This window comes from Acinetobacter thutiue, from assembly GCF_030385805.1.
Lineage (GTDB): Bacteria > Pseudomonadota > Gammaproteobacteria > Pseudomonadales > Moraxellaceae > Acinetobacter > Acinetobacter corruptisaponis.
Window position 1 is genome coordinate 331557 of the sequence record NZ_JAUDZE010000002.1, and the last position, 13325, is coordinate 344881.

The 13325-nt window shown below is 40.1% G+C and carries 18 protein-coding genes; 13 read left to right on the forward strand and 5 right to left on the reverse strand.

What is annotated here, in order from left to right; translation table 11 throughout:
- Nucleotide 1: 1 nt before the first annotated feature.
- The 6 genes from QTA56_RS07605 to QTA56_RS07630 are packed head-to-tail and all read left to right on the forward strand — an operon-like array spanning nt 2 to nt 4480.
- Nucleotides 2-364, forward strand: coding sequence for a phage GP46 family protein (locus tag QTA56_RS07605; protein WP_267980331.1), 363 nt, complete (start codon nt 2-4; stop codon nt 362-364).
- A gap of 1 nt (nt 365) precedes the next feature.
- Nucleotides 366-1412 carry a baseplate J/gp47 family protein gene (locus QTA56_RS07610; RefSeq protein ID WP_267980332.1) on the forward strand — a complete coding sequence of 349 codons (1047 nt, stop codon included), beginning with the start codon at nt 366-368 and terminating at the stop codon, nt 1410-1412.
- Entirely contained in the window at nt 1412-1942 is a 531-nt protein-coding gene (locus QTA56_RS07615) for a hypothetical protein (protein WP_267980574.1), read from the forward strand. Before QTA56_RS07610 ends, QTA56_RS07615 begins: the two co-directional genes overlap by 1 nt.
- Complete coding sequence (locus QTA56_RS07620; RefSeq protein ID WP_267980333.1) at nt 1942-2841, forward strand: hypothetical protein; 900 nt, start codon at nt 1942-1944, stop codon at nt 2839-2841. Before QTA56_RS07615 ends, QTA56_RS07620 begins: the two co-directional genes overlap by 1 nt.
- The gene (locus QTA56_RS07625; protein WP_267980334.1) at nt 2841-3170 is read left to right on the forward strand and encodes a hypothetical protein; all 330 of its coding nucleotides are present in this window, start codon (nt 2841-2843) and stop codon (nt 3168-3170) included. The genes QTA56_RS07620 and QTA56_RS07625 overlap by 1 nt, the downstream gene beginning before the upstream one ends.
- On the forward strand, nt 3167-4480 hold the full coding sequence (locus QTA56_RS07630; RefSeq protein ID WP_267980335.1) for a hypothetical protein: 1314 nt from the start codon (nt 3167-3169) through the stop codon (nt 4478-4480). The genes QTA56_RS07625 and QTA56_RS07630 overlap by 4 nt, the downstream gene beginning before the upstream one ends.
- 125 nt (nt 4481-4605) lie before the next feature.
- Here the strand turns inward: QTA56_RS07630 and QTA56_RS07635 are convergent, their stop codons facing one another.
- Nucleotides 4606-5103: a cyclophilin-like fold protein gene (locus QTA56_RS07635; RefSeq protein ID WP_267980336.1), complete on the reverse strand. Its 498-nt coding sequence runs from the start codon at nt 5101-5103 to the stop codon at nt 4606-4608.
- A 242-nt stretch (nt 5104-5345) separates the two neighbouring features.
- Between QTA56_RS07635 and QTA56_RS07640 the strand changes: the two genes are divergently transcribed.
- On the forward strand, nt 5346-6251 hold the full coding sequence (locus QTA56_RS07640; RefSeq protein WP_267980337.1) for a LysR family transcriptional regulator: 906 nt from the start codon (nt 5346-5348) through the stop codon (nt 6249-6251).
- Here QTA56_RS07640 and QTA56_RS07645 read toward each other — a convergent pair.
- Nucleotides 6214-7422, reverse strand: coding sequence for an MFS transporter (locus QTA56_RS07645; RefSeq protein WP_267980338.1), 1209 nt, complete (start codon nt 7420-7422; stop codon nt 6214-6216). The two genes, QTA56_RS07640 and QTA56_RS07645, sit on opposite strands and share 38 nt — an antisense overlap.
- A gap of 339 nt (nt 7423-7761) precedes the next feature.
- On the opposite strand from QTA56_RS07645, the gene QTA56_RS07650 reads away from it, so the two are divergent.
- From QTA56_RS07650 to QTA56_RS07665, 4 genes are all read left to right on the forward strand, one after another.
- On the forward strand, nt 7762-8082 hold the full coding sequence (locus tag QTA56_RS07650) for a metalloregulator ArsR/SmtB family transcription factor (RefSeq protein ID WP_267980339.1): 321 nt from the start codon (nt 7762-7764) through the stop codon (nt 8080-8082).
- A 6-nt stretch (nt 8083-8088) separates the two neighbouring features.
- A complete protein-coding gene (locus QTA56_RS07655; protein WP_267980340.1) occupies nt 8089-8562 on the forward strand; it encodes an arsenate reductase ArsC in 474 nt (157 codons plus the stop codon).
- Between the two features lie 7 nt (nt 8563-8569).
- On the forward strand, nt 8570-9634 hold the full coding sequence (gene arsB, locus QTA56_RS07660) for an ACR3 family arsenite efflux transporter (protein ID WP_267980341.1): 1065 nt from the start codon (nt 8570-8572) through the stop codon (nt 9632-9634).
- A 169-nt stretch (nt 9635-9803) separates the two neighbouring features.
- Complete coding sequence (locus QTA56_RS07665; protein WP_004799650.1) at nt 9804-9914, forward strand: hypothetical protein; 111 nt, start codon at nt 9804-9806, stop codon at nt 9912-9914.
- A gap of 103 nt (nt 9915-10017) precedes the next feature.
- Here QTA56_RS07665 and QTA56_RS07670 read toward each other — a convergent pair whose 3' ends face one another.
- Complete coding sequence (locus QTA56_RS07670) at nt 10018-10755, reverse strand: metalloprotease (RefSeq protein WP_267980342.1); 738 nt, start codon at nt 10753-10755, stop codon at nt 10018-10020.
- Between the two features lie 83 nt (nt 10756-10838).
- Here QTA56_RS07670 and QTA56_RS07675 point away from each other — a divergent pair, with 83 nt between their 5' ends.
- Nucleotides 10839-11156, forward strand: coding sequence for an MGMT family protein (locus QTA56_RS07675; RefSeq protein WP_267980343.1), 318 nt, complete (start codon nt 10839-10841; stop codon nt 11154-11156).
- 31 nt (nt 11157-11187) lie between these two features.
- Nucleotides 11188-11958 carry a barstar family protein gene (locus QTA56_RS07680; protein ID WP_267980344.1) on the forward strand — a complete coding sequence of 257 codons (771 nt, stop codon included), beginning with the start codon at nt 11188-11190 and terminating at the stop codon, nt 11956-11958.
- A gap of 9 nt (nt 11959-11967) precedes the next feature.
- On the opposite strand, the gene QTA56_RS07685 is transcribed toward QTA56_RS07680, so the two are convergent.
- Nucleotides 11968-12405 carry a universal stress protein gene (locus tag QTA56_RS07685; RefSeq protein ID WP_267980345.1) on the reverse strand — a complete coding sequence of 146 codons (438 nt, stop codon included), beginning with the start codon at nt 12403-12405 and terminating at the stop codon, nt 11968-11970.
- Nucleotides 12406-12635: 230 nt separating this feature from the next.
- Nucleotides 12636-13259 (reverse strand): CatB-related O-acetyltransferase, encoded by a 624-nt coding sequence (locus tag QTA56_RS07690; protein WP_267980346.1) that lies wholly within the window; start codon nt 13257-13259, stop codon nt 12636-12638.
- Nucleotides 13260-13325: the final 66 nt, after the last annotated feature.

Consider the following 13325-nt stretch of genomic DNA (forward strand, 5'->3'; position numbering starts at 1 on the left):
AATGGGAAATATTAATTTAGAAACAAAAGACTATGTGCTCATGAGCTTGGATAGCGCATTTAATGATGATGTGGTTCAGTCTGCGTGTCTGCGTTTGAATATCCATCGTTACCGCTATTGGGCTGATCCTGATCTTGGTAGTCGTTTCTACACGTTGCGACGTTCAAAAGATGTGCCTCGTATGCTCCAGATCGTCAAGCAGTATGCTGAAGAAGCACTGGCTGATTTAGTGCCTGCACGTTTGCAGTCCTTGATTGTTTCAACCACTCAGACGATTAAAAGCCGTATTGACCTGAGTATTGAAATCACTCGACTGACTGGTGAGAAGCAGACAATTCAATACTTTGTACCGATTGGTGGTTGATATGGCGTACTCGATCAAAACGTTCTATGAAATCCATGAGCTGATTGTTCAAGAGATCAGAAACTCAACAGGCTTAACTGTTCCATTTGACTCAGATGCCAGCATCCGTGCCGATGGTACAGCTTCAGTCGTTGAGGGCTTGTACCATCATCAGGCATATATTCAAAAACAGCTATTTATTGCGACTGCTGATGAGCCTTACCTTTATATACATGCTGAAGAACTTGGTTCACCAAGATTAGGTGGTACTCAGGCTTCAGGTACGGGTACAGCAATTTCCAATGTTGATCTTACAATTGTTGCTGGTAGCAAAGTTACAGATGGCAAAGGCCATTACTGGAGCGTTGTAAGTGATGTTGTCTTGATTGCAAATGTGCCAGCGACAATCAATTTTGTGGCAGATCAAGTCGGCGCAAGCTGGAATACGAGCAGTTCACTGATCTGGATTAGTCCAGCAGCTGGCCTGAATGGCACCGTCACTGATGTGAGCATCGGTGGTGGCTCTGATGAAGAAGAGCTTGAAGACTGGCGTGCACGTTTATTGGAGCGTAAGCAGCTTGGCTTGTCGCGTGACCGTCAGGCTGATCTAGTCAACTTCATGAAAGCCGTCACAGGTGTGCAGGATGTTTATGTTTATCCAAAACGCCGAGGACTCGGTTCTGTAGATGTTGCAATCACTGCTGTCGGCAATCCACCTACGTTGCCAAGTCAGGCATTGTTGGATGCCGCCCAAACTGCCCTTGATGAATATGCAGGCTTTTGGGCCGATTGCAAAGTCTATTCACCGACTGAGCAGCTTGTACCAGTCTCGGCGATTGTTGCTGGTGTAGGTGTCAATCTAAATCAGGTTGAGCAAGTCATTCGAGACTACTTTGCCGAGCTTGCTCCAGCTGAGTCATATCAAGCATCAGTTCTGGTTGCTCGCATCATCGCATTGCCAAATGTCACTGATGTCACACTAACACCGTCTTCAAACATTGTGCCAACAGTGGACTGGATGCATACCTATTGGCTACGCCTTGGCACATTATCAGTGAGTGCAGCATGATGACATTAGAAGAAACCACCAAAATCTACGCTTCAGTATTGCGCCAGTTGTTGCCAGCGGGCGGTTATGACGCGGCACAAAATACGGTGATTGCCGCTGATGTCTACGCACATGCAAAAGCACTGGCTCAAGCCGATCTGGATGCAAAGCGGCTTTTGAATATTCTGGAATCTATTCCGCCTGAATTACTTGCTGAGTATGAAAATGAATATGGTTTGCCACTTAAATGCCAGACCAACGCCGCTCAGACGGTTGAAGAACGTCTGCAAATTGTCAACTGGATCATGAACACCAAAAACGTTCTCAATAGAGCTTATATCGAGCAACTACTAACGATTTTTGACCTCGATTTCGAGCTTGTGACATATAAGCCGATGCAGTGCACCGCACCTTGCACTTCACCAGTCAATACCGAGCAGCTCAGGTACAAAGTCAAACTGAAGCTGCAAAGTCCTGTTAATGCGGATATTGACTGCATTATCTATAACTACTTACCAGCGTTCATTCGCTATGACATTGAGGTGATTTAATGAAACGAATTGACAGTATTAATGCCCGTCCAAATGCAAATGGTGCTGGGAAAACAGGCTTTCATGACAATGCTGACTTGTCTGGACAGGATGCAACTTATCTCACACCTGATTTTATGAACCATCTTCAGGAAGAACTGTGCAATCTGCTTGAGATGAATGGGATTGCACTTAATTCAGGTGTGCGTGATCAGCTCTATCAGTTGCTTGCAACAAATGCTGACATTGATGCTTTGGCAACTGCTACTCAGGTAAAACTTGATCAAGAGCAAACATGGCGTACTGACGCTGACAACTGGCTACAACAGCAAATTAATAATGAACAAGTTGCAAGACAAAACGCTGATACCTACTTGGATAATGGAAAATATAACAAGTCTGGGGGGGATATTGGGGGCGATGTCAGAATTGTAGATTCTAAATTAATACTTTTTCATCCGCATCCTGATCCAGAGAATCCCAGTTCAAATCGGAATGAATTATTAACTCAGATTTATCATGTAGATAACTATACATTTCCTTATCATGATTATGTCAATATCGAGACCAATGCAAGTGCATTTCAATTCAATAAGCCAATTAACGCTCCGAATCTAAATATGTTGGGAGTAAGTCAGTCTTGGTATGACATGACATCTCAAAGAGCTTTTAGTGAAATTTATACAAATGATACAGGTAAGCCGATTCAAGTTAATGCTGCGGTTCATGGTTATGAACTAGATGGCGTAGAGTATGTTGCAGCAGATGTTAATTCTGTTCTCGTTGATAAAATTTATGGCCATTCAACAGGTGGCAGTTATTACGGAACTTATAATTTTTCTTTTATTGTTCCTGCGGGTGCGAATTATCAAATTTATGGAACCACAAGAGATATTTTGTATTGGTCGGAGTTGCGTTAATGAATCAGACTATCAAAATCGGTGACAGCTTTGCTCTGCCAATACAGTTTTATGACACTGAGACAAAGCTCGGTATGCAGATTAATGATGACATGCTTATTTCTGCTCAAATCATCAATTCACAGAATCAAGTGATTGCCACACCTGTAATCACAGTCTATCCCGATCAGGAAACGGATGCAGGCTTTATTTTGCTTGAAGTGCCTGTCTCTATAACTTCAACGTGGAAAGCAGGATCAGCACAGCTCGATATAAAGCTTTCAATCAGTGGGAACGTGCGTCATTCGCAGAATATTCAATTTCAGATTATTCGGAGCATAACACAATGAGCAATATTGCATTAAAAGTGTTTTGGTCTAATGAACCAATGCCACTCAACCGAAAAATTGATAGAGCTGCTATCAATGTGCCATTTGGTGTGATGATTACTCATCCTACGGGCCTGATTAAATCAGTGAATGGCAAAGTTGGTGATGTTGTTTTAAATGCTGCTGATGTGGGTGCTGATGTTGCTGGATTGGCTGAAACTGTGCAGCAAAATCTCAATACTGAAGTCAATACATTAAACATACAGCTTGATTCGCTTTCGAGTCAGACCATTCAAATACAAACTTTAGCTCAGACAAATGAACTTAAAATTTCAACTAAAGCAGATCAAGCTGATTTAGAAACAACGCAGCAGCAAGTTGAACAAAATCGTTTGGCAATACTAACTAAAGCAGATATTCAGGCACTTGCACAGCTTGCATTATTAGTTGACACAAAAGCGGATCAGTCTTATGTCAATCAGCAGATTGCTAATTTAGTCGGTTCTGCACCAGAAGCTTTAAACACAATCTATGAGCTTGCAGCAGCAATTCAGAACGATCAAAGTCTTATTGATTCATTAAATCAGTCCGTTGCCAATCGAGTACGTTTTGATATTGCAACGCAAGCACTGACTGAGATTCAGAAAGATAATGCTAGAACAAATATCGGCGCTGAAAAACTTGGCACAGCACAGCAGTTGGTTGGTCAAATTACAACAGCATCTATTGGCGCAGCAACGGCTGCTCAAGGCGCTAAAGCAGATACAGCATTGCAATCTGCTGATGTTGCCCCAGTCGCTTTATCTGGATTATTTTCAAGTCTTGGTGGTCAAAATAAAATCTTTGATGTTGTTTTTAGTGCTTATGCTGTGGGTTCAAATACAGCAATTTCGGTTGCAGACACACTTGGTCAGATGCTTGGGAAGTTGCAAGCGCAGCACGGAGTGTGGGTTCTACTCACAAGAAATGCTGATTACACAGCACATGCGAATGTTACAGCTATAGATGTGTACGCAAAAATTGTTAGTGGTTTGATTTATGTATATTTTGTTGCATCAGTAAGTTCTATTGCCAATGGCGATATTTTTTTAACTTTAACAAATACGAATTTTATCCCTAAAGCATTATCTGGAATTTCAGGTGGTTTTATTAATATGAGTATTTCGGTTGGCGGTGCGACTGTAGACGGCTCAGGTCAGAGGATTAGTATGGATGTACTAGCTAATGATGCAACGGGCATTGGTCAAACTACCAGATTTAGGATTTATAATGGCGCTTTAACAAGTACTAGGAAAGTTTGGACTCTTCCTATTTGTATTGGTGCAATTTAAAATGAAATTCTCTTTCATAGATTGAAAAAGAAAAATATATTATTTATCTCGAAATTTTAGTTAATTTATCTCGGCGCGCATCAGAATGACGGACATAACGATCTCACTTAATAACAATCGGGTGGCTATTTCACTTGGCGTATCACAACGGTAAATTCCGACTGACTCAAAAATGCTTTTGGTAGATTTTCCATTTTTCCCAGAAAAATAAGCCCATTGGCATAACCGACATCAGAATCTTTATAGAAAATCGCTAAATTTCCCCATGGCACGTAATAGGTCAGATCACCTGCTTGACCTGCATAACCCTTGGAAGCGGATTGGGTTGAGAGTCTGTGGGGCAAGGTGGCTATTTTTTCTGAAGATGCATAATCACTGAGCTTTAATGAAAGCGGCAATTGCTTAATAAAATCCTGAGTAGTTGGCGAGGACTCTAATGTTGCAAAAACAGGCTGCTCTGAGCCTTCAATCTCAATCTGAATTTTCATCTTGGAAGCCCTTGCTAAAGTTGGATAATGGTCGAGGCTAGGTTTGGCTGTTGTCCCTAAGGCCAAGCAGCTTAAAAAAATTGCAAACACAATCGAACAGCCAATAAAAGCAAAAGAATATTGATTTCTACTCATCATTAGGATGCTCTCAAACTTATTGATGTAGATGCTCGTTTTCTAGCAGATTTCCAGCTAACCATTGTAATAAACAGGCTGAGAACCTATGTTGAAATCAGTGTATGTGGTTTTATCAAAAATGATTAGAGTAAAAAAACAGCATGGACTTATGAGTAGTATTCATGAATAATGCATTGAATTGGCTTATTTCAAGCTATACTCATTGCCATAGTCATAAATAACAAAAGCAGATTTTTTATATGATCACCAAGGAAAACTACAACGATCTCTATGCCTTTCTGATGGTGACGCGAGAGGGAAGTTTTACCAAAGCTGCTGGAAAACTAGGGGTCTCCCAATCTGCACTTAGCCATACCATTCGAGGGCTGGAAGAAAGGCTAGGTATGCTGTTACTGACCCGAACCACAAGAAGTGTGTCACCGACAGAAGCAGGAGAACGTTTAAGGCAAACCATTAGTGCCAGTTTCGATCGTATCGACAATGAGCTTTCATTGTTGAGTAAGTTACGGGATACACCCGCAGGAACCGTCAGGATTAATGCCAGTAGCCATGCCATTCGACAGATTTTACTGCCAAAACTTCAGCAACTGACACAACATTATCCTGACATTAATATTGAGTTAACAGCCAACAGCGGTATGGTGGATATTGTTGCTGAACGCTTTGATGCAGGTGTCCGTTTTGGTAGCCGAGTTGCAGAGGGTATGGTCGCCGTTCGGATCGGCAATGATGTCAAAATGGCTGTGGTCGCAACACCTGACTATTTTGCAAAACATGGTCTGCCGCAGTCGCCACAGGAATTGACCCAACACTCCTGTATTGGTTTTCGACTCACCACGCAAGGCGGCATTTATGCCTGGGAGTTTGAAAAAGATGGACTTGAAATAAAGATCAAGATTAATGGACAATGGGTCTTTAATGAATCCTATCACAGTGTTGATGCTGTACGGCTAGGATTGGGAATTGCCTATATTCCAGAAGATATGGTTGAGGATGACTTGCGTAATGGACGTTTAATCAAGGTATTGGATGAATACAGCATCCAGTTCTCAGGTTACCATTTATACTACCCACATCGTAGACAGCAATCCCCAGCCTTAAGGCTGGTTATTGATACTTTACGTTTAACAGATAGCGCCATGTAAATGAGGCAAACAGGGCACTGATCACCAAAATGATTGCACTTAACATAAAGGTTGCCTGATAGCCTTGCCAGTCGAAAAGTAAGCCACCCATAGTTGCGCCTAAGGTAATGGCCAATTGAATAATCGCGACCATCAATCCACCACCTGCTTCTGTTTCATTGGGCAGGGAGTGGGTAAGCCAGGTGTTCCAAGCTACAGGTGCGGATGTTCCAATTAGTCCCCATAAAGCCATCAATGCTGCAATGATCCAGACATGATGGCCAAATAAGATAAATGCACCTGCTATAAAAGCCATTGTGAATGGAATCAGAATTAAATAACGATATAGATGTTTGTGTAGAACCTGACTGATCATAAAAGTGCCGACCAAACCAGAAATTCCCAAGATTAATAGCAAGATAGAAAGCTGGTTTGCATCCACCAAAGTCACTTTTTCTAAAAAGGGACGTAAATAGGTAAACAGCGAAAACTGGCCCATAAACAAGAACAAAATAGCGAACATCCCCAAGCAGATCACAGGCCGTTTTAATAACAGGAATACATTGCCACTCATCTGCTGAGTCTTGATGGGAGGTAGGGATGGCATGGTTTTAACTTGCCAGAGTAGGGCAATGATGGCAATGGGAACAATACAAAAGAAAGCTCCCCGCCAACCAATCATTGACCCCAAGAAACTGCCTAATGGTGCTGCAATTGTGGTGGCTAAGGCATTGCCGCCGTTTAAAAGTCCCAATGCTTTTGGTACATCATTGAAAGGCACTAGTCGCATCACAATAGCTGTGGACATTGACCAGAAGCCACCGATGACAACGCCTAGAACTGCCCGTCCAAGCATAAATAAAATGGAGTTGTGGGCAAAAGTGATAATGACCCCAGATAGTATCATCAGCAAAGTCAGCCCCAACATCACGGAACGGCGATCCCATTTTCGAGTAAATTTGCTAATGATCAAACTGGTCATGACGGCAAAAATCCCTGAAATTGCAATCGCTTGTCCGACCTGTCCCTCAGTCATCTTGAGGTCAAATGCAATCGGTGTCAGCAAACTCACGGGCATAAATTCAGATGCAATCAGAACCGCGCAACATAGAGACATCACGATCACTGCACTCCATGTAGGCGTACTCGGTGTTAGATCGTTTGGAGATTGTTTTTCAACTGGAAAAGACATACATATCCTGCTTTAAAAAGCATTTAGAATTCGGAGCTAGAAAGTAGGACACACTAGCAAATCATCAGGTTATGAGTTAGGTGTCTTTATTGAATAGAGTCATGAATTATCTGCATGAATAGATCAAGAAAGTTGTCATTGATAGGAAATAAATCAATATATGAAATTGCATATATGTGTTAAAACGTATATAAAGATGTAAATGGATCGAATCTAGTATTTATACAATACGTCTATTTATTAAAAGATTGACCATTCATACAAAAGTGGCGATCAAAAAATTTAGTGGTTTATCTTATATATATGCTTATCTATATATCCAAATAAATGGGAGTGAATATGGATCAGGTGGCTTTCTTTAAATGCTTGTCAGATGAGACCCGTCTTAACATTGTGACTTTAGTTGCTGAAAATAAGGAGCTGTGTGTCTGTGATCTCACTGAAAAATTACAGTTAAGCCAACCCAAAATTTCAAGGCATCTTGCCTTGTTACGTGCTTCGGGATTGTTGCAGGATAGGCGACAAAGCCAATGGGTGTATTACAGCATCAATCCACAGTTGCCAGCGTGGTGCCATGACATTTTAACGATTCTGGTTGCTCATCCCTTAAATACCCTCTCTACATTAGCAGCATGTCATACCCCAAATTATTGTGAGTAATCCATCATGAAACTTCTTTTTTTATGCACTGGAAACAGCTGTCGTAGCATTTTGTCTGAAGTGCTGTTTAACAGTCGCGCACCTGAAAGCTGGAAAGCGTACAGTGCAGGCAGCAAACCCTCTGGACAGGTACATCCATTGACCATTGAAACTTTACAGAATCTGGGGCTTTCGACCGATGGCTTGTGGAGCAAAACCATTGCTGAATGTGAACAATATCAGCCTGATGTGGTGATCACCGTTTGTGATTCAGCAGCGCAGGAAGCTTGTCCGCTTTATTTAGGTGGAGCGATCAAGGCACATTGGGGCTTGGCTGATCCATCGCATTTAGATTTACCAAAAGAGCAAAAGTTACAGGCATTTCAGATAACAGTAGGCCACATCAATCGCCGTTTAGATGCTTTATTTGCATTAGATACGGCAAATATGACCCGTCCTGAATTGATTGCTGCAATCAATCAAATCTCAAACATCGAATGAGAATGTCATGGCTCAAGAAAGACTGTCATTTTTAGATCGTAACCTGACGCTATGGATTTTTATTGCGATGGGGGTGGGGATTGCAATCAGTGTGTTTTTACCTCAAGCTTCCATTACTTTAGACAAAATGAGTGTGGATTCTGTCAATATTCCAATTGCGATTGGCTTGATTCTAATGATGTATCCACCTCTAGCCAAGGTGGACTATGCCGCTCTGCCACAAGTATTTAAAGATAAGAAAACCTTAACTTTATCGCTGGTACAGAACTGGCTGATTGCACCTGTATTGATGTTTGTGCTGGCAATCGTATTTTTGCATGATTATCCAGAATATATGACAGGGCTTATCCTGATTGGTTTGGCTCGCTGCATTGCCATGGTGCTGGTCTGGAATGGCTTGGCCTGTGGTGATAACCAATATGTTGCGGCATTGGTGGCATTTAACAGTATTTTCCAGATTCTGTTCTTTAGTAGCTACGCATGGTTGTTCCTGACATTCTTGCCACCATTTTTTGGAATTGCAGGGCAAGTCATCCATGTCGATTTTTGGACCATTACCCATGCGGTATTGATGTACTTGGGGATTCCATTTTTCCTTGGCTTTATAACGCGATTTACTCTCGTGAAAGCTAAAGGTTTGGAGTGGTATCAAAATGTCTTTCTACCCAAGATCAGCCCACTCAGTTTGCTTGCACTTCTATTTACCATTGTGGCAATGTTTAGCCTAAAAGGTGGTGATGTGGTGATCTTACCTTTGGATGTTCTGCGTATCGCAATCCCACTGACCATTTACTTTGTAGTGATGTTTTTCATCAGCTTCTTTATGAGCAGGTGGATGGGTAATGACTATTCTAAAACCACAGCAATTTCTTTTACGGCTGCTGGCAATAATTTCGAGCTGGCTTTGGCAGTTGCAATTGCCACTTTTGGTTTGGTTTCACCTGTTGCGTTTACAACGGTAATCGGACCTTTGGTGGAAGTTCCCGTATTGATTTCACTTGTGACTGTCTCGCTGTGGTTAAGAAAGAAGTATTTTCCAAAGGAGTCGAGTGAGATAGGGTCTCAAAAATAATATTTTTGCTGATCTGGCAACCATCATTTTTATTATCTTTAAGCAGAATTTTTATAACAGATCAGTTTGGCTGAACTGGTCTGTTATATTTTTTTAAAGGTATTTTGTGTCTATTCTTGTTTTGTATATTCATCCAAAATCTAGCTTAGACAAGATTTGGGAGCTGAATATGAGTTTTTTAAAAAAGAAAAATAATGCCGCTTTTGTATTCTTTATCATCACACTTTACGCATTTCTAGGCTTTGGACTTGGCTTTATCATTTGGGAATATGTTTTATAAGACAGGGCATGATCTCTCTGGGCTGATCGCTATGGGTTGATCAATGATATAGGCAAGCTAATCGTCAAGTCTTAACCATACAGAACTGATCGTTATCGTTGAGTTAGTGCAATAGGCCATAACTCTCCATAATTTTTGAATATTGTTCCCGATTAAAGCCAAGATTCCTTAAACCGCCACTTCCCAGACCACAGTCATAGCTGCTCATGATATTGGTCGGAGTCTTTTTAGTGGCATTGGGAGAGCAGACATGCTTTAAACCAAATGCATGGCCCATTTCATGTGGAGTGGCAGCCTGGGTCTGGTAATTTAGCCGTTCCCAGTCAATCAGGATAAAAGGCTGTCCCTGATTGCGAAAACCCCAACTGGTAATGTCATTATATTTCAGCTTCTCAGTGTAGGAATCATAAATAATAAACAGTACTTCCTTGTGTTTTCTACGTGGAAAGCATTGTTTTACAGCCGCAGGTATGCGATCTGTCACAATGGGTTGAGGTTGGTTAAGAAGATTGGCCAAATCGCAGCGACGCTTACTAAAATTCTGATAGGAATAGTAGCGATAAGGCTTGAACCTGAAGATTTTATTATCATTTTCATCAACAAAATATTGATTCAGGATTTGAATCTCTTTCATCATCTGTGCTGTATGATCAAATTCTCTCGCCTTTGGATTGTTTGTTGTAAAAACAAAGCTTACATGCACAACAGGTAGGTTTAGATTTTCTTCTGGGCGTGGGGGAGCGGAGTATCTTTCAAGCTCAGTATAGTTTTTATTTGAAGTGCTACAGGAAATACAGAGTAAGGCGGCAAGAGAAAAAGGAATAATATTCTTATTCAACATAATTTATCCTCTGGTTTTATCTCGTTGTTATTTCTTATTTTGTACAATCAGATTGATCATAGCAGAATTTTAGGCTTTCTTTTATGCAAGATACCAATGAACTACATCGACAAATTCTGCAAGTGATTGCCCTTATTCCTTATGGGAAAGTGGCAAGTTATGGACAAATTGCCAAACTCGCAGGATTGCCTAAACATGCGCGTTTAGTGGGTTATGTTTTAAAGCATTTAGATAAGGAAAGCCAGATTCCGTGGTATCGGGTGATTAACTCGCAGGGAAAGATCAGTGTCACCCGTATGGATGAGAAAGGAAATAATGTCCAACAGGATTTACTGGAAGCAGAGGGTGTTTACTTGCTGAATGGTAAAGTCAGTCTAAAAAAATTTGGTTGGCAGCCTTAATATTGAGTCATCTATAATGATTAACACACAAATGAAAATTGAGTTTGTACAGCATGATTTTGAAAATGAAATAGATCATGTGATCTATTCCTTAGCTGTTAATGATTGTTATTATGATAGTGAGCAGATTGTTTTTAAAAATTGTTTATCTGAACCTATTTTGCAAGAAATGATGGAGCTGAAACTCTTAACTCGACATAAAAAACAAGATTTTTTAGGTATTTTTCTGATTTGTCATCAGGAAAGTAGAAATCAGTTAATTAGCGATCACCTATATTTTTCTTTTGATTTTGCTTATAAAGAAAATAATCTTATTATTTATAATGATAAAGAAGAATCACAAGAACTTTATAGCGATCAGGAATATTCTGATTTAGATTGTTTTTTTAAAAGAAAAGAGTTGATTTTTAAATATTTAAACCACGAATGTGGTGAAAAATATTGGTTTAATTTAAATCTATTTGAGAAAACATGTTGGTTACATATTGCTTTCTTGCTTACTAGATTAGAAAATGATGAGTCTGAAAAAGTCAAAGAAATTATATTGGATGGGTTTTACATTCAATCTAGGTTGGATTTATATTGTTATATCGGTGAAGAAGTCTGTGGTGTGTTGGGTTATATGGGAGCTAACTTTTCAGCAATGAGGGATTGTTTAGATGGAAGTTTTAGACCAATTCAATATCCTTTACGCATCGTATGGAAAAATTTTGATTATTCAAAAGAAAAATTTGACCAAAATGATGATATTCAATATGTAATTGATCTATTATCTCAATATGCTGATTTGCAAGTTTGTTAATTGTACAACTTAACGAACAATCAACACTGGAACATGGCTTTCACCCAATACTTTTTGCGCCACACTTCCCAGAATAAATTTTTTAAAACCTGTTCTACCATGTGAACCCATAATGATCAGGTCTGCTCCCAAATTTTGTGCAGCCCCAATAATTTCCTGAGGGACAGAAAAACCCTCCAGAACCTGGGTGGCAACCGTTAAGCCCAGCTCTTCAAATTTCTGCTCGGCTTTTGCCAGATTTTCTTCGACATAGCCACGAACACGCTCAATTAAATCATTGCTCTGACCAAATCGAACATAGGTATCGGCTAAATATGGGTCCAATGCCATCACCTCAACCACAGTAATTTCACTGTTGAGCGCTTTGGCAAGTTGTGCAGCTTGCTGAATGACATTGACCGAAATTTCTGAGTCATCAATCGCAACGAGGATTTTTTGATAAGTCATGTTTACTACTCCTTATTATTCCATTTTAAGATTCAGCAGGTTTATAAATATTTGTATAAAATAAGATCTATATTTTTATGGTAACCCTATTCTTGAAAGAATAAAACCTAGTATTTTTATAAGGATAGAGAATTTACTTATCTGTATTTAGGAAAAATGGCTAAAATAAAATTATGTGAAATTTCTATGAATATGAGAAGTACAGGATATCAATAAGTTATCTTCATCATTTATAAGTTTTCTTGAAGAAAACTCTTTAGATGATCAATATTATCTGTTTGTAACAGTTCACGTATTTTTAAAAATTGCCTTTCATCTAAATCATAAAGTTTGAGTGCAAGCAGTTTTTCTATATCTTGTGGGGAAAAGCGGTACTTCATTACTTTGGCGGGAACACCAGCAACAATCGCATAGGGTGGCACATCCTGGGTAACCACAGCACCTGTTGCGACCACTGCTCCCTCACCAAGTTTTACTCCCTGCATAATCATGGCGCGACTGCCAATCCAGCAACCATCTCCAATGATGGTATCTCCAGCAGGCAAAAAACTACGTGTATCAAAGGGAAAGGTTGAAATCCAGTCTGGTCGATGCAACTGATTGCCACCCATCATGACCACACATTCGGCCCCAAAGCAGACAAAGTTGCCAATATAAAGCTGGTCAATTGGTTTATCTGGTGTGGAGGCTTTGTCATGTAGATAACGCACCACGCAACGTTCAAAACCCTGATCCCAATAGGCTGAATAATAAGAATAATTACCCTTGATATGAATATTGGGATTCTTCACTGTTTTGGCAATAAATTCGAATTCACACCAGTGTTTGACAGGAGAGTTAATCGTGTTGGGCATAGAGCATTAGAAAAATGAAAGGGCTGGATGCTGATCATTAAAATTTTAGGTCTAGATTCAAAAATA